Genomic DNA, 19,356 nt, shown 5'->3' on the forward strand with positions numbered 1-19,356 from the left:
CTTCGTGATGGCCTACGGCCACCCTTGACGGAACCCGTCCGCCGCTAAGTACAGGTCTCGTCGGGGTCGGGGGGAGGAAGGTGGGGAAGAACAGCGGCTACGCCGCACGCCTCAGCGCGTCGCGGGGACCGCACACCACGCGACTGCGGCCAGGCACGGGGTCACGGCGGAGGCTGATGTATGCAGCGGCTCCACTGACCAAGATGCGGGATATGCGCGGGATTGATCATGAGCCATGGACGCTGGACGACGCCGTTTGGCGAGGTCAGCGGGTGATCGGATGCAAGGTCGTCAACGCCCTCCGGAGCCGTGTGCGCAGGTTCGAATCCTGCAGGGGGCACCCTTGGAGATCACCGCAACCGGGGGTTCCGGTTGCGGTGATTGCTTTCAGTGCGGCATGTCATGTCCGTGCCGGCTCAAGCGGTGCGTTCCCCGGAGGGTTCGTAGGATCGCTCGGCCTGTTACCAGGGGCCGCCGCTGTGGTCGCTTCCGGCCCGAACCGTCGCCTTGTGGTTGCCCTGCTTGATCGGGCTGGGCGCAGCGCCCCTCGTGGTCGGCGGTGACGTGCTGATCGATTCGGGCGTTCTGCCGTCAAAGGTGCCGTTGGGTTGGCGTGGGGCTGCGCAGCAAGCTCTGTCCGAGCCGGAGCGGCTCGGCGCTCGCCGCGGTTCGGAGGCGATGGGGGTTACGCGGTCGTCCAGAGCAGCCGGCCGCGGATCGAACGGTGACTGGTTCACGGTGCGGCTCGGCGGATGCCCGCGGGCGGACCGGTCGCGCCACGGTGTGGGGCGCCGCCGCGGTGGCGGGGGCGGCCGATCCACGTGGCCACGCCGGCGAGGACGACCGGCCGCCGGCTCTGAGTGAGCAGGACGCAGACGCCGCCCAAGTGGAGGCTGCGGTGCAGTTCGCTCAGCCAGGCGGTGAGCGGAGCGGCGCCGGAGACGGTGATCAGCGTGCCGGTCGCCTCAGCGGTGCAGGGGTTGACGAGGACCGTGCGCTGTTCCTCCTCGCCAGGCCGGGGGCGGTCATCTCGACTCGGGGGTCTCTTCTTCGGAGGGAGGCAGAAGGGTCTTGGCGGCCTTTCTCTCCGGGCGGGCCGCCATGGCGGCGCGGACTTGGCCGGTCAATGGACGCGGTGCCCCGGTCACCTGCTGGACGCGCAGTTCGTCGCCGCAAAGAAGCCGGTCGAGTTGCGATGTGCGGGCATAAAGCAGCCCGGTCAAAGCCGCCACGATCACGAATGGAGCTACGAACACTCCGGCGTAAAAGTGCAGGCGGGTCAACGACAGCCACAATCCACGCCTGGAGCGTCCGGTTCCGGGGGTCGGCCCGGCGCTGTGGCCTCCGCCAAGGACAGCTGGTCTGATGCGGGGGCATGGGGATTCCGCCTGCCGTTTCAAGGAACAGGGCCGGGTTTGCGGGCGCAGGTCCTTATCCGGCTGGGGGGCGGTGCCCCGTCGCGGCTCTGCTCAGGGAAGTTGAGCAGTCACCGACGGGGTGCCCGTCGGACGTCCGGGTTTCGGCGGGCGCGTTCACGTCCTGGCCGTCCCGCCTGCTCGTACGTGGGCCTGCCGGTTCTCTGCGGCGAAGACGCATGGTCGTCGTCTTCTTGCGGCGGCACACGGCGAGTCTCTACCCGGCGACATATCAAAGGCGTCGCCGGTCGACTTCCTACGCCCCACCGACACAGGAACGATAGATATCCACAATTCCCTGTGACATTCAGGATATCTCACTAAGACTTCGGAACGGTCATATCGCATGTCCATCGTTCCGGCGTCCGCAGAGCCGTGGATGATCACATCTCTCCTTCATGGCGGATTCACGTTATGTCGGTGCACAGCGCAGAGCCGGTGCAACGTTCCCCGGCAACCGTCCCTTGCAGGGCGAAACCTTACCGAAGACCAGGACAAACAAGGAGAACGCCACCTCGAGGTGGTTTATCAAAAATCACCGCCAATAGCGCTTGAGCAGCCCTTTCAACACATCGTTTTCGCAGGTCGGGACGAGTGTCCCGCAGTCAGGGACGCCATGGCGACCCGAGAGGACATGCCGGAACGGTGCTCAGCTTCCCGCCAGAGGCTGCTCATGCCCTTCTGGTTCTCTCTTTCCCCTGCCGACAAGGGACCGGCCCGTATCCATGGGAGGCCGAGCGTGCGTCTCTTCGGCCGTGGAGAGCCGAGGCCGCCGACGTCGCCATGTCTCCGCAAGCGGCAGCCCCATCTGTACGGGGGCATCCCCGAGACGTCCCGAAGCGCCCGCGATCTCCCGGAACCGGCTGGTTAAGCTGCCACCCGTGAAATCCGCCGAACGCACCTACCGTCAGGAGCGGTTCGCCCCGCCGCCCGGGGCCACCGAGCTGCTGCTCGTCCGGCACGGCGCGTCTCGGGCCTTCCGGCCGGGTGAGCCGTTTCCGCTGGTGAACGGGCAGGGTGATCCGGAACTGGCGCCGGAGGGGCACGAGCAGGCCGCGCGGGTGTGCCGGCGGCTGAGCGCGGTGCGCATCGATGAGATCTACGTCAGTTCGCTGCGCCGGACCCGGCAGACCGCCGAGCCGCTGGCCCGGAGCCTGGGGTTGACGCCGCAGGTGGAGCCGGACCTGCGAGAGGTGCACCTGGGCAGCTGGGAGGGCGGGCTGTTCCGGGTGAAGGTGGCCGAGAACGACCCGCTGGCCCAGCGGCTGTTCGCCGAGGAACGCTGGGACGTCATCCCGGGCGCCGAGGACGCCGAGGCGTTCGCCGGCCGGGTTCGCGCGGTGCTCGGGAGACTGGCGGCGCGGCATCCCGGGCGGCGGCTGGCGGTGTTCACGCACGGCGCCTTCATCGCCCAGGCCCTCGCGCTGGCGGCCCGGTCCCGGCCGTTCGCCTTCCTGGGAGCCGACAACGCCTCCATCTCGCACCTGGTCGTGACCGGCGAGCGGTGGATCATCCGCAGCTATAACGACACCGCCCACCTCGATGGGGTGTTCGACGCGGCTGCGGCGGCCTTGACCTGAAGTCCGGTCCGCCCGGGAAACGCTTCGGCACTGAGGCTTTTCCCGCTGCGGAAGGCCCTGCCCGCGTGCCGGCCACGCTCTGGGAGGCGGCAGCCTCCAGGTGAAATGGGCAAACTCTGCCGATATGCGCAGCTTATTGCAACGCTCAATGGGCATGGCCGGTGGAGAAAAGTGCCGGTCCAGTCCCCGACCTCGACCCGTCGGTAGTAACTTGGCAACGCGGCCTGTGATGAGCACGTCGCCGGCCGCAGGTGCCGGCGGGGCGCCACTCCCCTCCTCGCAATGGCTGCTGCGCAGCTGTTGTGAGCGCCCCGCCGGCACACACCTGAGTCAGCGTCAGGGCGCCCGAAAATGTCACCGCGGCCGTCGCGCACGTCGCCGTCCGCCCGGGCGGACGGCTCCCAGCAGCCGAAAGACGCCCGCAGCGCCTGCGACGAGCGCCCTGGTCACAACCGGCACGATGACTGGAAGGCCGAGCACCCGAAGATCATGCATAAAACGCCATGATCACGCTACAGGCCGACCTTTTGCGCATATCGCCCTCATAGCCGAGGACGGCGTCGCATCTTGAGACCTCTGCACGCTCATACTCCGTCCTCGCCGCCCTTGGGCGATGCCGCAAAGCCCAAAAGGGCTTTCACCGGCCCTGTTCCACTCGCTCGGCAACGCAACGGGCCGCTTCCCCATACAGGTCAGGCGGCCCCGGTGAACCCTTTTCAACACGCGACCCAAGACGCCGGGACAGGAGCCCCGCTGGTGTCCGGTACCGCGGCCTTCCAGGTCACCGCGACGTTCCCGTCTCAACCTGCGGAGACGGTGTGTTGAAAAGGTTCGGTGAGCGGCACCGGCCCGTAAGCCGGGTACGGAAAAGATCTGGCGAACCTTTCCACGCCCGGCTCCAGGATTTTGGAAAGGTCAACCCTCGGTGATGCGCGATCCTGCGCCGCCCCAGGTCACCGCATCGCGCCGGCTACCTCAGGGCCGCGTGTGACCTGCGGGAACAACGCGCTGAAAAGGTTCAGCGTCCTTTTGCCGGCCCTTGGCCTCCCGAAGACGAGAGCCCGAGCGTCGCGCCATCACCGGCCGCGACCTGCGGAAACGGCGTGCCGGGAAAGGTTTCGGCGAACCTTCTCCAAACACGTGGCCCAAGGAGCCGGGAGGGGAGCCTCGCCGGTGCCGGCTGCCGCAACGCCCCAGGTCACAGCATCGTCCCGGCTGCGACGTGCCCGTCTCGGCCTGGGGAGACGGCGCGCTGAAAAAGGTTCAGTGCACCCCGACGGTGAGCTCGGCGAGCTGGACGGCCAGGGCGCGGCTGAGCGCCTCGTCAGAAGGCTCGTGCTCTTCGACGTAGGCCAGCGCCTCGGTGAGCTCCTCCGGGGTCAGCTGCCACAGCGGCTTCTTGGCCCAGTCGGGCCGCTCGGCGACGTCCATTACCGCACCCCCATAACACTGAGCGATATTCAGGATGCGAAGAGTAATTAATCGCCTGGTCGCGAGCAACGACGCCACACCGGCAGAGCAAAACGGGAGTCGAAAAATCCCCTCCCGCTTCAGGGGACGCCCTACGGCCCCCGACCACGGAGCCAGGACCGCGGGCCCGGCCCGTCCGGCGAGCCCGCGGCAAAGCGGCCTCACCGGCAAGGCCGCCCGTCCCGCCGGCAGACACGCGGACGTCCACCGAGCTCAGCGGGGCACGCCGCCGTCCCGGTCAACGGCGGCGCGGCGCGGGCGAGCACCCCGCGTCACCGAAAAGCCCCCGCGCCGCCACGCATGAGCCGCAGGTCGTTCAGGACTCCACCAGCACACAGCGCGTGCGCCGGTAAATGGTGGGCATGCACCGGTTGCAGTGGATGCACTGCGAAACCGTGCTCTTGTCCTGCTCGATCCGCTTCACCAGGTCGGGTTCCATCAGCAGGGCCCGTCCCATGGCGACGAAATCGAACCCGTCGTCCATCGCCCGGCTCATCGCCGCATAGTCGGTGATCCCGCCGAGCAGGATCAGCGGCATCGACAGCTCCCGGCGGAACAGCTTGGCCGACTCCTGCAGGTAGCCGGGCTGATACGGGTAGCTGTGCAGGAAGAAACGCCCGAACAGCCGCAGCCCGGTCCGCAGCGGCTGGGGGAAGGCGTCGGCGAACTCCTTGACCGGGGCCTCCCCGCGGAACAGGTACATCGGGTTGAGCAGCGAGCTGCCCGCGGTGAGCTGCAGGGCGTCCAGGTGCCCGTCGGACTCCAGCAGCCGGGCCACCTGCAGGCTGTCGTCGATGGTCAGCCCGCCGCGCACCCCGTCCTCCATGTTGAGCTTGGCGGTGACGGCGATGCGGTCGCCGACCCGGGTGCGCACCGCCTCGGCGATCCGCCGGGCGATCTTGGCGCGGTTCGCCACGGAGCCGCCCCAGCCGTCGCGCCGCTTGTTCAGCTTGGGGCTGAGGAAGGAGCTGACCAGGTAGTTGTGGCCGAAGTGCAGTTCGACGGCGTCGAAGCCGCTGTCGGCGGCCAGCTCGGCGGCGTCGGCGTGCGCGGCGGTGATCCGGGCGATGTCGTCTTCGGTGGCCTGCTGGATGAAACGCCCGGTCAGCGGGGACAGCCGGCGGGAGGCCGCCAGCGCGGGGGCGCCGTTGGAACGGGCGTCGGCCACCGGCCCGGCGTGCCCGATCTGCGCCGAGATCGCGGCGCCCTCGGCGTGCACGGCCTCGGCCAGCTTCGCCAGCCCGGGCGCCGCCTCCGGACGCATGTAGATCTGCCGCCGCTCGGTGCGGCCCTCGGGGGCGACGGCGCAGTAGGCGACGGTGGTCATCGCGGCGCCTCCGGCGGCCACCGCGCGGTGGAATTCGATCAGATCGTCGGAGACCAGCGCATCGGGGGTGCGCCCCTCGAAGGTGGCGGCCTTGATGATGCGGTTGCGCAACGTCAGCGGACCCAGCTTGGCCGGTTCGAAGATCTCGGGCATGGATGGCTCCTCCGGCAGGACAGTGCAGTTCCGGCGGCCGCCGAGGCCGTCGCACACGGGAAGTTGATCACCGGGGCTCCAAGTCGAGCACAACGGCCCCGTGAGGGTCAATGAGCCCTCTCACCGGGCGGGCCCTGCGCTCCGGACGCGGCGGCGCCCCTTTTTCCGCCGCGTCCCGCCCACCGCTGCGACCTGCGGAAACGGCGCACAAGAATCTCGCGCGGCGTCGTCCCCGACCGTGATCCGCCCGCATGCGATCTGTGAGGAGGGGCCGGGAGGTTCAACGCGCTTTGTCTCGTTCGGCGGCGTCCTTGCGGTAGCGGCTGGGCGGGACGCCGTGCCGGCGGGTGAAGGCGTGGGTGAAGGCGGCGGTCTCCGAGTAGCCCAGGCGGCGGGCGATCTCCCCCACCGTCAGCGCGGTGGTGGTGAGCAGTTCGACGGCCAGTTCCTGGCGCGCCTCGTCGGCGAGCGCCCGAAAGGACGTGCCGGCGCGCTCCAGGCGGCGGTGCAGCGTCCGGGTGGTGATGTTCAGCTCGGCGGCCACCTCCGCCATGCTCGGCGGACGCCGCGTCCGGCGGCGCAGCCGGTCCCGCACGGCGGCCACCGTGCCGTCCGGCCCCAGCCGCCGGTGCAGCAGATCGCGGCACTGGCTCTCGCTCAGCCGCGCGATCTGCGGGTCGGCGGACGGCAGCGGCTCCTGCAGCAGCCGGCTGGGGAACGTCAGCACGTTGCGCGGCCTGCAGTAGCGGATCCGCACCCCGGGCAGCGCCTGCGCCAGGTGAGGCCCGGGACGCAGCCGCACGTCCAGCACCGCCAAGCGGGCCGGGCCGTGCTCGCCGAACAGCACCGGCAGCAGCCCCCCGATCGCCGCCAGGTCGCGTTCCAGCAGGAAAGTGCGCAGGTCGTCGGGGAGATGGGTGTCGTCCAGCCAGATGCGCGCCCACCGGCCGTCCTCCTCCAGGCGCGGGCGCAGGAAGGTGGGGCTCAGCGCCGCGTACCGCAGCGCCACCTCGATGCCCTCGCGCAGGGTCGCGCTGGCGATCAGCGCGAACCCCAGGGTGCCGGTGGTGCCCAGGGTGTGCCGCCGGCCCGCCGCGCAGCCCAGCCCCGGCCGGTGACCGAGCGCCGTCAGCAGGTTGCGGGCGATGGTCAGCTCCTGTTCCGCCTCGATCTGGGCGGACGAATCGTCCAGGTCGCGCGGTGTCAGCCCGGTGCCGGCCAGGCAGTCGGACGCGCTCAGCCCATGCTCCCGGCCCAGCTGCACCAAGATCGCCGCGGCGGCGGGGCTGCGACGCACCCGCCAGGGAGAGGAGGGTGTCTGCGCAGGGCGCGGCATTGTCCGAAAATATCAACGACCTGTCCGCTGCCGCCATTACCCCTCCCCCGGGAGCCCGCCTACCTTCTGCGTCCATGAGGACTTTGTGGACGCGCCGCCCCAGCCCGCTCAACGGCCGGACCGTCGTGCTCACCGGGGCCGCCGGGGGCATCGGCGGGCAGACCGCGCGACTGCTGGTCGAGCGGGGCGCGCAGGTGGCGTTGCTGGACCGCCAGGAGGAGGCGGTGCGGGCGCTGGCCGACGAGCTCGGCCCGCACGCGGCGCCCTTCGCGGTGGACGTGACCGACAGCGCCGCCCTGGAGGCGGTCATGGCGCAGACGGCCGAGCGTTTCGGCGGCATCGACGTGGTGGTCGCCAACGCCGGCATCAGCGGCCCGATGGCCACCATCGCCACCATCGAGCCGGCCGAGTTCGAACGGGTGGTGGAGGTCAACTTCCTGGGCGTGTGGCGCACCGTCCGCGCCGCCCTGCCCTATGTCACCGAACGCCGCGGCCACATCCTGATGACCTCCTCGATCGCCGCGGCGATGCCCACCCCGACCGTCGGGGTGTACGGGGCGTCCAAGGCCGCGGTGGAGATGTTCGGCCGGGCCCTGCGGATCGAGCTGGCCCACACCGGCACCACGGTCGGCATCGCCTACTTCGGCGCCGTCGACACCGGCCTGGTGCGCGGCCTGATCAGCGCCCGCTCGGCCCTGGGCGAGGGCCTGCAGAAGATGCCCAAGGTGATCGGTGCTCCGATCTCCCCCCGCCGGGCCGGTGCCGCGATGGTGTCCGGCATCGAACGGCGGGCCAGGACCGTCTACGCCCCCTGGTGGGTCCCCGCGCTGCTGGCGGGCCGCGCCCAGTTCGCCATGCTGGAACCCCTCGCGGCCCGCTTCCCGCCTTTGGCCAGGCTCATCCACGACTCGGGCCTTCCGTTCCCGGAGCGCACTTCGGCGGGACGTCCGTGATCCCGCGGCCCGGCCCCGGCTGGACATGATGGTCGGGGCGGGCATGGTGCGTTGTCCGGCGTTCGTGATGTGCGGTCTGGCCTTGGGAGATCGCCGTAATGTTCCCGGTAGGCGGGCGTGTGCGATCTATGTCCGCTCACCGGCCGGTCAAGGGCGACCGGGCACAGCTTCGGGGCGGCCGCAAGCGGCCACCGGCGGAGGTGCGCTTGCCGAAACGCCGGCGGCCAAGGCGGGGCGTCCTCGGTGTGCTCCGCAAACGGATGAGTTCCCGACCGGCCCTGCGGCGCGGGGAACCGCCGCCCCAGTGGATATGGCCGGGAAACGCCCGTCCTTTGGCCTCTTCGGGGACGAAGAAGAAGTCTTCGGGGTCCAAGTCCTGGAAACGGCTTTCCAGCACATCGCGGTAGAGAGCGGAGGGCGCGGCCAGGACGAGGCCCTCGTTAGGCCGTCTCGCTTCCCGGCACAGCGCCTTGAGGTTCCGCAGGCGGCAGACCTCGATGAACGCCGGTCCCACGGGGGCCGTGACCGCTCGCCACGACGGCCCCGTGATGCGGCGCCACCCGGATCCGCAGGCGAGGGCCCTCACCCGCCTCGGCGTTGGCCTCCGCCAGTGCCGCGTCCGGTTTTCGGGATAGCCGGCGACCAGCTGTGAACCATCGATGTTCCCGGGCGGCACCGCCTGCTTCTCCGTCCCGGTTGATTTGGATGTGCAGAGCCCGTGGTTCAGCCGGGCTCGCGGCGCGCGGCCTGTTCCAGCACGTCTTCCAACACGTCGCACGGCTGGTCCTGCCGGATCACCCGGTCCAACGTGTCGACTCCGCTGAACCCCTCGATGTCCGCCACGGCGGGGAAGTGATGGGTCAGGTGGGGAAGCGGCACCACGGCCGTCCTCGCCTCCCCCGTGAACCACTCGCCCCGCGTCCCGATCGTCACAGCGACGTCCCGTCCCACCCACGCGCGGCGAAGCGGTGTGCCCTGTTCCGCCACACCGGGTCGTCTTCCAGCGGAATGCGATTCCGCTCTCCTTCCCAGGTGCGGTCATGAGGACAGGCGGGCAAATTCTTCTGCGGCCTCCTCATGCCATACGCGAGGCTTTTCTGTATGCGTCCTGCATTCGAGGTTCAACACCGTCTTCCAGGACGGAACCGTCGCAGAATCTTGCAAGGATCTACACCAAGAGCCACCGTGGTTCGCATCGAGTTCATGGACGACAACTCTCTCTTCGACAACCTCCACATACCCAACAAAATTTTTCACCTTCAACATTCCACAAGACCAGATCTCCCCTAAAAGAAGGATCAAAGCGCACTTCAAAAATTTCGGACATCAATCCAAAATGACAGAACGGCTTGATCGAACCCGACACAATGATCGCCGGTTGCCCCGAGAACAACACACGTCCTGCGCCGAGGTCGCCAGGCTGCCGGCCCCCAGGCGCACCGCTCAGCACGCGGCACCAGTCGATCCGGAGCCTGAGAATCCCAAGACCGACGTGGCGCGTCCCGCCCAGCGCCGGCAGGAGACGCCGGCCCGGAAATAAGGAGCCCAAGGCTTCAGCAATATCGAACGAACACGCCGACCGACCTCCTCGAGCACAAGGCAAAACCCATCGCCACCTTCTCCGCATGGCGGCGCTGGATAAATGAAGAGCGGCGGGAATAAGCCGATTGGACAGCACCATCGCGGTCGGATAGTTTTTGACCATGGCAGATGTGGAGGAGTTGCTCCGCCGGCGGCTTGCGCCGGCGTTCGAGGCGGTGGCCGGTGACCCGGTGGATCCCGCGATCCGCCGTTCCCAGCATGCGGACTACCAGTCCGACGCGGCACTGGCTCTCGTGCGCCGACTCGGCGGCAACCCCAGGGACATCGCCGCCCGCGTGGTCGAGCGGGCCGAACTGGACGACCTGTGCGCCAAGGTGGAGATCTCCGGGCCGGGGTTCATCAATTTGACCCTCGACAACGGGGCGCTGGGGCGGCTGCTGGCCGAGGTCGCCGGGGACGAGCGGCTGGGGGTGGCCCGGGCCGAGGTCGCCGAGACCATCACGGTCGACTACTCGGCGCCCAACGCGGCCAAGGAGATGCACGTCGGGCACCTGCGCTCGACCATCATCGGGGACGCGGCGGTGCGGCTGCTGGAGTGGCTGGGGCACACCGTCATCCGGCAGAACCATCTGGGCGACTGGGGCACCCCGTTCGGCATGCTGGTGGAGCACCTGCTCGACATCGGCGAGGCCGAGGCCGCCCACGAGCTGTCGGTCGGCGACCTCAACACCTTCTACCAGGCGGCGCGGCGCAAGTTCGACGCCGACCCCGCCTTCCAGGAACGCTCCCGCAAGCGGGTGGTGCTGCTGCAGAGCGGCGATGAGGCCACGCTGCGGCTGTGGCGGATGCTGATCACCGAGTCGCAGAAGTACTTCCTGGCGGTCTACGACCGGCTGGGCGCCACGCTCGGCCCCGACGACTTCTTCGGCGAGAGCTACTACAACGACCAGCTGGAGTCGGTGGTCGAGGAGCTGGCGGAGCTGGGGCTGCTGCGCGAAAGCGAGGGCGCCAAGTGCGTCTTCCCCGCCGGGTTCACCGGACGCGACGGCAAGCCGCTGCCGCTGATCGTGCGCAAGTCCGACGGCGGTTTCGGCTATGCCGCCACCGACCTGGCCACCATCCGGCACCGGGTGCGCAAGCTGCACGCCACCCGGCTGCTGTACGTGGTGGGCCTGCCGCAGCAGCTGCACCTGGGCATGGTGTTCCAGACGGCGCGGGAGGCCGGCTGGCTGACCGACCCGGTGCGGGCCGAGCACATCGGCTTCGGGTCGGTGCTGGGCAGCGACGGCAAGATCCTGCGGACCCGGGCGGGCGCCTCGGTCAAGCTGATGGATCTGCTGAACGAGGCGGTGTCCCGGGCGAGCGCGATCATCGCCGAGAAGAACCCGGAGCTGGACGAGGACGCCCGGGCGGCGGTGGCGCGGGCGGTGGGCATCGGCGCGGTCAAGTACGCCGACCTGTCCACCGACCGGGTCAAGGACTATGTGTTCGACTACGACCGGATGCTGTCGTTCGACGGCAACACCGCGCCGTACCTGCAGTACGCCCGGGCCCGGATCTGCTCGATCTTCCGCAAGGGGAACATCGAGCCGCCTCGCGATGTGGAGAGGGTGCTCATCGCCGAGCCCGCCGAGCGGGCGCTGGCGCTGCAGCTGCTGGCCTTCGAAGGGTTGATCAACCAGGTCGCCCAGAACCTGGAGTTCCACCGCCTGGCCCAGTACCTGTACGGGCTGGCCACCGCGTTCACCTCGTTCTATGAGAACTGCCCGGTGCTGCAGGCCGAGGGCGAGGTGCGCACCAGCCGGCTGGTGCTGTGCGATCTGACGGCCCGGACGCTGGAGCGTGGGTTGAACCTGCTGGGGATCGAGTCCCCCGACCAGATGTGACCGGCGGCCACCGCCCTGACGGCGGTGGCCGTCTCTGTTTTCGCACGGGGCGGAACGCCGGGAAGCGGCACAGGCCGCGTCGGGCAGGGGCAGGCGGTTCCTCTGGCGAATGCGGTGCCTCAGGTGAGGCGGAAGACCGGGTAGCCGGGGGCGACGCGCAGCAGTTCCTCGTCGGAGGAGTCGGGGCCGACGCCTTCGAAGAGGGCGGCCACCTGCCATTTCCAGCGCTTGAGGTAGGCGCGCAGGATCGCGGGCTTGTCGGCGTCGGGGATCTCGACGGCGGCAAAGGGCTCGACCCGGCGGCCCAGGCCCAGTTCGCCGCGGCCTTCGGCGGCCCGCAGGTTGCGGACCCACTGGCTGTTGCCGCGCGGGCAGACCAGGTAGCGCTCGCCGTCCATGGTGAGCAGGTTGACGACGGTGGAGCGCCGCCGCCCGCTCTTGCGGCCCCGCACATACAGCACACGGGTGCCGAACAGGCTGACACCGTGCTCGGCCAGCCAGCGGACGATGGCGTTGGGGACGGCGGCGAGCCGTCCGGCCTCGACGTAGCGGAGGGCGGTGTCAGTCATGAGAACTCCCGGATCGTTATGTGAGCAGTGCTCTCTCTTAAGAGCATTGAACTCCATGATGTCCGCACAGGTCAAGAGCACTGCTCTCTATTGAGAGCCCTGTTCAAACCCAGGCTGCTGGAACGCCGGTCAGCCGGCGCGGATGGAGGCGACCGTGGCGAGAGCGGAACGCACGATCCGCTCCAGGTGCGCGCCGTGCGCGCCGCGCCAGTAGATCCGGCCGCAGCCGGCGCACCGGCCGTACACGTCATAGGTGCGCCGGGTGCCGTCCTCCAGCTCCGCCTCGACGTCGGCCTTGTCGACCGGGGCCAGCTCACCGTTGCAGGCCGTGCAGCGCGTCCAGGGGCGCAGCGGCGGCGCGAAGCGCTCCAGCACATCGCGCAGCTGGTCGTCCGGCCGGGAGCCGCGCACGTAGGCGCCCAGCCACAGCTTGCGGCGCCGCAGCAGCCCGCGGTCCTGGGTCAGCAGGACGCGCCGTTCCCGGTTGGCCTGCTCCACCAGCGCGGGGTCGTCCATGTCGTTGTGGTAGGCGGTGTCCAGGCCGAGCAGCCGCATCCGCCGGGCCAGCGTGCCCAGGTGGACGTCCAGCAGGAAGCGCGGAGCGCTGCAGCCCGGCTCCAACGGCACCGGCTGCGGGCGCGGCATCGCCGCCACATCCACCGCATCCCCGGGAGAAGGCTGGTAGGACGGGTCGACCGGGACACCGCCGACCGTCATCGCCCCGACCTCCGGCAGCGGCACGCCCAGCGACTCCACCAGGTGACCGAGCGTGGAGGTCCCATCCAGGGGCACCCGCTGGGGTCCGTCCCGGCGGGAGGCGGGCAGGAACAGTCTCAGCAAGGGGTCGAACCGCAACAGCACGCCCGAGTCGTCCACACCGCAAGCTTGTCACGTGCGGCGCGACTCTCCGTGGCACGGCGAAAACCCTTTCTCGGATATGTCCGGCCCGCGTTCTCTAAAGTCTTCGGCTACGGGCAGGGCCGCCGACCGCCGTTCCCTCGGCGGCCGTGCCGGTGAGCCAAAGCCGACGATCGAGAGAAACCATGGATCCCCAAAGCCGCGCCGCCCAGCCCACCCCCGCGCTCCGATCCCTCAAATCGGCCCCGGCCGAACCCCTGCTGACCCGTGACTTCGACGCCCGCCCGGCCGCGGTGTACGAGCGGCTGCGCAGCAAGTACGGGCCGGTGGCCCCGGTCGATCTGCTGGGCGTCCCGGTCTGGCTCGTCCTCGGATACGCCGAGGTGCTGGAGGTGCTCCGCAACGACCACGGGTTGTGGAGCAAACGGCTGGAGGACTGGCGGGACCACCGGGAGGGCAGGATCCCCGCGGACTGGCCGCTGCTGCCCAGCTACCAGGGCACCTACATCGCCTTTCAGGAGGGCAAGGCGCACACCGAACTGCGCGAGATGTGGTCGAAGGCGCTGCGCCCGTTCCAGGACCGCACGCAGCCACAGGCCCTGCGGCTGGAAAAGGACGTGCGCCAGTACGCCGACGAGCTGATCTCGCTGATGGCCGAGGGCGGGACGAGCGGCTGGGCCGACCTGTCGGCCCAGTACGCCCGCCCGCTGATGCTCATGGTGTGCAACCGGCTGATCGGCTTCGGCACCGATGAGGCGCTCATGGACATCTGGCGGGTGGTGGACGCCGGCCCCGACGCCCCGGAGGCCACGCTCCGGCTGATGGCCGCGCTCGCCGAGGTCGTCGCGCTCAAGCGCCGCCGGCCCGGCGACGACCTGCCCTCCCACATGCTGGCCGCCCGGCCCGACCTCACCGACGAGCAGCTGATCGGCGAGATCGGCCTGCTGCTGGGCCTGGTCGGCGACATCGCCACCTCGCTGATCTGCAACACCGTGGTGGAGGTGCTCACCGGCGACCCCGGGGCGCGCGCCAGCCTGGCGGCCGGGCTGGTCCGTGAGACGATCAACCGGGCGGCCATGATCGCCCCGCCGAGCGCCAACCTGTCCTTCCGGTTCGCCACCGCCGACACCGTGCTGGGCGGCGCCCACATCGCCGCCGGCGACCCGGTGATGCCGTCGGTGGCCGCCGCCCACGCCGACCCGCGTTTCGCCGCCGCGCTCGACCCGTCCTCGGTGCACAGCTCCCGCGCGCACCTGGCGTGGGGGGCCGGACCCCACCGGTGCCTGGGCGATGAGCTGGCCACCACGCTGGTGAGCATCGCCGTGGAACGCCTGTTCGAGCAGATGGCCGCGCTGGAGCTGGCGCTGCCGGCCGACCAGCTGCCCTGGCGGTCCTCTCCGACCATCCGGGGGCTGCGGGCGCTGCCGGTGCGGTTCCGGCTGGGCCAGGCCGCAGAGCGCGCTCCCGCCCCGGCCGGTGCGGCATCGGAGGAACCGGCGACATCCGAGGAGTCCACCGAGCAGACCGCCTCCCGTTCCGCCCTCTCCAGACTGGTGCGTGCCCTGCTGCGGCAGCGTTCTTGACCGGACGTCCCGGGAGGTTGGGGAAAGAACCTCATGTTCCTGGGACGTCCTTGGTGATCCGCCCCACGGCGACCCGACCCGGCGAAGTATCGTCTTACCGGTACAGTTCGCAGGCTTTTCGAGGTCACCGGGGGTCGCCGACGCGTTTTCGTCGGCGAGCAGGAGGTCACGCAGTGTCGGGTTCCCCTAACCGTCCGGAGCAGGGCGTGCTCTCCGAGGATGAAGAGCCGGCGTCCCCTCCGACCAACGCCGCGGGCCGGTGGACGGTCCGCCGTGACGAGGACGGTCCCGGCGCTTCTTCCTCCGCGACGCCCGCCGAAACCCTGAACGCCGAGGCGGAGGCCGCTGGTGCGGAGGGTTCCGAGCAGGACGAGGCCGACCGGGAGGGCTCGCAGAAGTCACCGGAGGAGAGCGAACCCTCCGCCGCCTTGGACGGTTCGTGGGCGCCCGTCCGGAGGGAGCCGGCCCCCTCCGCGACGGCCGACGCCGAATCGCAGGGCGACGCCCCGGACGAGCGACCCGACGCAGAGGATCCGCAGGACGAGCGGCCGGATGAGCCGTCCGGCGCCGCCGAAGGAGAGGACGGCGAGGAGCAGGCCGCCGCGTCCCAGGACGAGCCCGCCGACGACGAGGCGGAACCGGACGAGCCGGTCTCCTCCGGCGAGGCGCCACAGGCCGGGGCATCCGACCGGGACGCCGAGGCCGCACCGGAGCGGAAGGCCGAGCAGACCGGCGAGCGGGAGATGCCCGAGTCGGCCCGCCAGTGGTACGCCGACGTCCCGCAGTCGCCCTCGCCCGAGGCCACGGCCTCCGAACCCGAACGTCCCCGCAAGCCCGACGTCTCCGAAAACGAGGCCCCGGCCGGCACCCGCACGGAGCCGACGCCGCCCTCGCCCGGGACATCGGCCGCCCCGCGCACCGAAGCCGCGCCTTCTGGAACGGTCTCAGCCGAACCTGGCGCCCAAGCACCGATCGGGCCGCGCACCGAGGACGACCCCTCCGACACGACCTCACCGGAACCTACGTCCCTGGCCGAGCCGCACACAGACAGCGGTCCTTCCAGGACGGCTTCGGGTGAATTCACGCCCTCGGCTCAACCTCGCGCACAGGCACCGGCCGAGCCGCACATCGAGCCCACTCCCCCGGCCGAACCCCGCGTGCAAACGGAGGCCGAGCCGCACACCGAGGACGACCGCTCCGACACGGCCCCGACCGAACCCCGCGTGCAAACGGAGGCCGAGCCGTACACCGAAGGCGGCCTTCCCAGGACGGCTTCGGGTGAATTCACGCCCTCGGCCCGACCTCGCGCACAAGCGTCGGCCGAGCCGCGCACCGAGGAGGACCTCTCCGACACGGCCCCGCCCCAACCCACATCCCCGGCCCGGCCTCGCGCACAGGCGCCGGCCGGACCGCACACCGAGGACGACTTCTCCGGAACGGTTTCGCGCGGCCCCGCGCCCTCGGCCGGACCTCGCACGCGATCGTCGTCTGACTCGCGCGCTGAAGCCGCGCCTTCCACAGCGGTTTCACCCGAGTCCCGTCCTTCGGATGAGCCTCGCGCGCAGGCGCCCGCCGCCCCGCGCACCGGTACGGCTCCCGGCAGGCCCGTGCCGGAAGAACCGGCCGCGGAGCGGGACCGGACGGATCCGGGCGGTGCGGCGCCCACGCGGGCGCTGCTGCCGTCGCGGCGGTTCGCGCCGCCGCTGGCCGACGACGACCGGTGGACGGTTCCTGAGTTCCGGCCCTACCGGGAGGAGCGGCCCTCGGAGCCGGCCGGCCCGCCGCAGGCTCTCGCCGAGCCGCGGACGTCCCCGCCGGACGACCGCCGGTCCCGGGCGCATTCGGCGGAGACGCCCGCGCCGCAGTCGGGAGCCCTCGTCCCGGTGGCCCCGCCCTGGGAGAAGCCCGCCGCCGCGGAGGCAGGCCCGCAGGAGGCGGAGCGGACCGCCCCGGACCGGGTGCCGCCGGAGAGCCCGCGGCCGGCGCCCGAGCCCGAGCGGCCCGGCAAGGGGCGGCGCCGGGCGCTGATCACGGCGGCCGTGCTGGCGGTGCTGCTGGTGGCGGCCGTCACCGTGCAGTTCGTCAGGCCGCTGCCGGAGCCGACGCTGCGGCTGACGCTGCCGTCCTCGCACACCTTCCAGGGCAGTGCGCCGGTGCTGCCGCTGCCGCGGTCCGGGCAGGCCGTGCTCGATGTGGAGGGCATCGGCACGATGGGCGCCACCCAGGACCAGCGGCCGATCCCCACGGCCAGCGTGGCCAAGGTGATGACGGCCTATGTGTTCTTGAAGAACCACCCGCTGGAGCCCGGCGAGGACGGCCCGACCTTCACCATCTCCGCCGAGGAGGCGGCCCGGCTGCCCTTCCGCAAAAAGCGCGGCGAGTCGCACGTGGACGTGCGGGCCGGGCAGCGTTTCACCGAACGCAAGGCGCTGGAAGCGCTGATGGTGGTGTCGGCCAACAACATCGCGCACGAGCTGGCCCGCTGGGATTCCGGCAGCATCTCGGCGTTCGTCGCCAAGATGAACGCCACCGCCAAAGAGCTGGGCATGCACAACACCCGCTACACCGACCCCAGCGGCTATGACTCCGGCACCGTGAGCACCGCCGCCGACCAGGTGAAGCTGCTGCGGGCGGCGATGCGGATACCGGCCTTCGCCGAGATCGTGGCCGAGCGCGTCTATGACCCCGAAGACGGCGGGCCGGTGCGCCCGGCGGGCAATGTGCTGCTCGGCAACTACGGGATCGTGGGCGGCAAGACCGGCTACACCGACGCGGCCGGCGGCAACTTCGTCTTCGCCGCCCGCAGGCAGGTGGCCGGGGTGGACACCTTGATGATCGGTGCGGTGATGGGCCAGCACGGCCGGGCCGGCAGCGCCCTGGACGCGATGGTCGTCGCGCGGCACCTGGTGGCCGCCGCGCAGAACGCGCTGACCTCCGCCACCTTGGTGGAGGCCGGGCAGCCGGCCGCCGAGATCGACGACGGGCTGGGCGGGCGGACCCCGCTGGCCGCCGCCCGGCCGATCACCGTGGTCGGCTGGCCCGGTCTGACGGTGCGTCTGGACGTCGACGGCACGCCGCCCAAGCAGGGCTCCCAGGGCCGGCAGGTCGGCGCGGTGCTGGTCGGCAACGACGGCGCCGAGCCGCTGCGCTTCCCCCTGGAGCTGGCGCAGGATCTGAACGGACCCGGCCTGCTCACCCGGCTGACCCGGCTGAAGTGACCCGCAGGCCGGGCGCGCCGGGTCAGATGTCGCGGTAGAGCACGGACAGAAACCGCACCAGCAGCGCCTCGCGGGTGCTGGGCGGCAGGGCGTCCAGCACGGTGTTGACCACCGCCATGTCGGGCTGGGCGCCGCCGTCGAGCGAGACCCCCACGGAGGCCAGCAGCTCGGCGAAGCCGGCGTCGTCGACGGCGTCCAGGTCGAGCGAGCGCAGCGCCTCCACCAGCCCGTCCGGCACCTGGGGCGGGCCGGCGGCGCGGGCGGCCTGCGCCGACTCGGCCAGCACCTTCAGCAGCTCGTCCACCCCGGCGAGGCTGACCCCGGTCAAGGTCAGGTGAATGTTGGCGGGAATGCCGGCATACGACAGCTGCGGCTGCAGGAACCAGCCGCGGCGGCGGGCCTGATCCGCCAGCACGAACACATCCAGCGGCGGGTCGGCGGCGATGGCCACCAGCGCGGCGTCCGGTGAGCCCAGCACCCGCAGCCCGGGGATGCGCGCCACCCCGTCGATCACCCGCCGGGCGGCCCGCAGCGCGGCCTTGGCCAGCTCCCGGTAGCCGGCCGCGCCGAGGGCCTGCAGCGTGGCCCAGGCCCCGGCCAGCGGCCCGGCGCCCTTGCTGCTTTGCACGGTGGAGTTGATGACGGTGTAGCCGGGCCATTCGGCCGAGGCGAAGTAGGCGCGGCGGCGCATCGCCTCGTCGGCGAACAGCAGCACCGAGGCGCCCTTGGGCGCGTACCCGTACTTGTGCAGGTCGCAGGACAGGGAGGTGACGCCGGGCACCGACAGGTCGAACGGCGGGACGTCCGCGCCCGCCTCCCGCAGCCACGGCAGCAGCCAGCCGCCGACACAGGCGTCCACATGGCACGGCACGCCCCGCGCGGAGGCCGCGGCGGCGATCTCGGGGACCGGGTCGATCACTCCTTGCGGGTAGGACGGGGCGGAGGCGACGACCAGCGCCGTGCGGTCGGTGATCGCCTCGGCCATGGCCGCCGGGTCGGCGCGGAAGGTCACCGGGTCCACCGGGACGCCCACCACTTCCAGGCCCAGGTAGTGGGCGGCCTTGTGGAAGGCGGGGTGGGCGGTGACCGGCGCCACCAGCTGGGGGCGTGCGCCGCCGGCCGGGCGGGCGTCGCGGGCCGCCTTGACCGCCAGCATGATCGACTCGGTGCCGCCGCTGGTGAAGATGCCCGGCGTGGCCGCGCCGCCGCCGAGCCGCCCGGCCACCGCGGCGATCACCTGGCGCTCCAGGGCCACGATGCTGGGGAAGGCGGTGGGGTCCAGGCCGTTGACCTCCAGCATCTCCAGGTAGGCGCGGGCCGCCAGCTCGTGCACCTGCGGCCGCCCGGTGTCGTAGACGTAGGCGGTGACCTTGCCGCCCCGGACGGGCAGGTCGGTTTCCTTCAGGCGGGCCAGCTCGGCGAGGATGTCGTCGGCCGGGCGGCCGGTTTCCGGCAGCATGGGTCGT

14 protein-coding genes and 1 pseudogene are annotated in these 19,356 nt (G+C 71.1%); 5 read left to right on the forward strand and 10 right to left on the reverse strand.

Annotated elements, in window-relative coordinates; genetic code table 11:
- Positions 1–733: 733 nt before the first annotated feature.
- A pseudogene (locus tag BUE48_RS24530) lies at positions 734–1,000 on the reverse strand (hypothetical protein); the annotation flags it as partial.
- A 25-nt stretch (positions 1,001–1,025) separates the two neighbouring features.
- Positions 1,026–1,283: a PepSY domain-containing protein gene (locus BUE48_RS19655; protein WP_169313045.1), complete on the reverse strand. Its 258-nt coding sequence runs from the start codon at positions 1,281–1,283 to the stop codon at positions 1,026–1,028.
- Positions 1,284–2,296: 1,013 nt separating this feature from the next.
- Here BUE48_RS19655 and BUE48_RS19660 point away from each other — a divergent pair.
- Positions 2,297–2,995 carry a histidine phosphatase family protein gene (locus BUE48_RS19660; RefSeq protein ID WP_012854262.1) on the forward strand — a complete coding sequence of 233 codons (699 nt, stop codon included), beginning with the start codon at positions 2,297–2,299 and terminating at the stop codon, positions 2,993–2,995.
- A 1,263-nt stretch (positions 2,996–4,258) separates the two neighbouring features.
- Here BUE48_RS19660 and BUE48_RS19665 read toward each other — a convergent pair.
- From BUE48_RS19665 to BUE48_RS19675, 3 genes are all read right to left on the reverse strand, one after another.
- On the reverse strand, positions 4,259–4,426 hold the full coding sequence (locus BUE48_RS19665) for a hypothetical protein (protein WP_012854263.1): 168 nt from the start codon (positions 4,424–4,426) through the stop codon (positions 4,259–4,261).
- A 355-nt stretch (positions 4,427–4,781) separates the two neighbouring features.
- A complete protein-coding gene (locus BUE48_RS19670; protein WP_012854264.1) occupies positions 4,782–5,945 on the reverse strand; it encodes an NADH:flavin oxidoreductase in 1,164 nt (387 codons plus the stop codon).
- A gap of 280 nt (positions 5,946–6,225) precedes the next feature.
- Positions 6,226–7,281 carry an AraC family transcriptional regulator gene (locus BUE48_RS19675; RefSeq protein WP_012854265.1) on the reverse strand — a complete coding sequence of 352 codons (1,056 nt, stop codon included), beginning with the start codon at positions 7,279–7,281 and terminating at the stop codon, positions 6,226–6,228.
- A gap of 74 nt (positions 7,282–7,355) precedes the next feature.
- Between BUE48_RS19675 and BUE48_RS19680 the strand changes: the two genes are divergently transcribed.
- Positions 7,356–8,234 (forward strand): short-chain dehydrogenase/reductase, encoded by an 879-nt coding sequence (locus tag BUE48_RS19680; RefSeq protein WP_012854266.1) that lies wholly within the window; start codon positions 7,356–7,358, stop codon positions 8,232–8,234.
- A 723-nt stretch (positions 8,235–8,957) separates the two neighbouring features.
- Here the strand turns inward: BUE48_RS19680 and BUE48_RS19685 are convergent.
- Positions 8,958–9,167, reverse strand: a complete 210-nt coding sequence (locus tag BUE48_RS19685; RefSeq protein WP_286990702.1) for a hypothetical protein — start codon at positions 9,165–9,167, stop codon at positions 8,958–8,960.
- A 268-nt stretch (positions 9,168–9,435) separates the two neighbouring features.
- On the reverse strand, positions 9,436–9,939 hold the full coding sequence (locus BUE48_RS19690) for a hypothetical protein (protein WP_286990703.1): 504 nt from the start codon (positions 9,937–9,939) through the stop codon (positions 9,436–9,438).
- On the opposite strand from BUE48_RS19690, the gene argS reads away from it, so the two are divergent.
- Positions 9,938–11,662: an arginine--tRNA ligase gene (gene argS, locus BUE48_RS19695; protein ID WP_286990704.1), complete on the forward strand. Its 1,725-nt coding sequence runs from the start codon at positions 9,938–9,940 to the stop codon at positions 11,660–11,662. The two genes, BUE48_RS19690 and argS, sit on opposite strands and share 2 nt — an antisense overlap.
- A gap of 119 nt (positions 11,663–11,781) precedes the next feature.
- Here the strand turns inward: argS and BUE48_RS19700 are convergent, their stop codons facing one another.
- Together BUE48_RS19700 and BUE48_RS19705 are read right to left on the reverse strand one after the other, a co-directional pair.
- Positions 11,782–12,231, reverse strand: coding sequence for a nitroreductase/quinone reductase family protein (locus BUE48_RS19700; RefSeq protein ID WP_012854270.1), 450 nt, complete (start codon positions 12,229–12,231; stop codon positions 11,782–11,784).
- Between the two features lie 129 nt (positions 12,232–12,360).
- Entirely contained in the window at positions 12,361–13,107 is a 747-nt protein-coding gene (locus BUE48_RS19705) for a Mut7-C RNAse domain-containing protein (protein ID WP_041440126.1), read from the reverse strand.
- Positions 13,108–13,274: 167 nt separating this feature from the next.
- On the opposite strand from BUE48_RS19705, the gene BUE48_RS19710 reads away from it, so the two are divergent.
- Together BUE48_RS19710 and BUE48_RS19715 are read left to right on the forward strand one after the other, a co-directional pair.
- Positions 13,275–14,672 (forward strand): cytochrome P450, encoded by a 1,398-nt coding sequence (locus tag BUE48_RS19710; protein ID WP_286990705.1) that lies wholly within the window; start codon positions 13,275–13,277, stop codon positions 14,670–14,672.
- Between the two features lie 1,607 nt (positions 14,673–16,279).
- Positions 16,280–17,890, forward strand: a complete 1,611-nt coding sequence (locus BUE48_RS19715; protein ID WP_245536902.1) for a D-alanyl-D-alanine carboxypeptidase family protein — start codon at positions 16,280–16,282, stop codon at positions 17,888–17,890.
- Between the two features lie 22 nt (positions 17,891–17,912).
- Here the strand turns inward: BUE48_RS19715 and BUE48_RS19720 are convergent, their stop codons facing one another.
- Positions 17,913–19,349: a pyridoxal phosphate-dependent decarboxylase family protein gene (locus BUE48_RS19720; RefSeq protein WP_286990706.1), complete on the reverse strand. Its 1,437-nt coding sequence runs from the start codon at positions 19,347–19,349 to the stop codon at positions 17,913–17,915.
- Between the last annotated feature and the right edge of the window lie 7 nt (positions 19,350–19,356).

It is taken from the genome of Thermomonospora sp. CIF 1 (assembly GCF_001896795.1).
GTDB lineage: Bacteria > Actinomycetota > Actinomycetes > Streptosporangiales > Streptosporangiaceae > Thermomonospora > Thermomonospora curvata.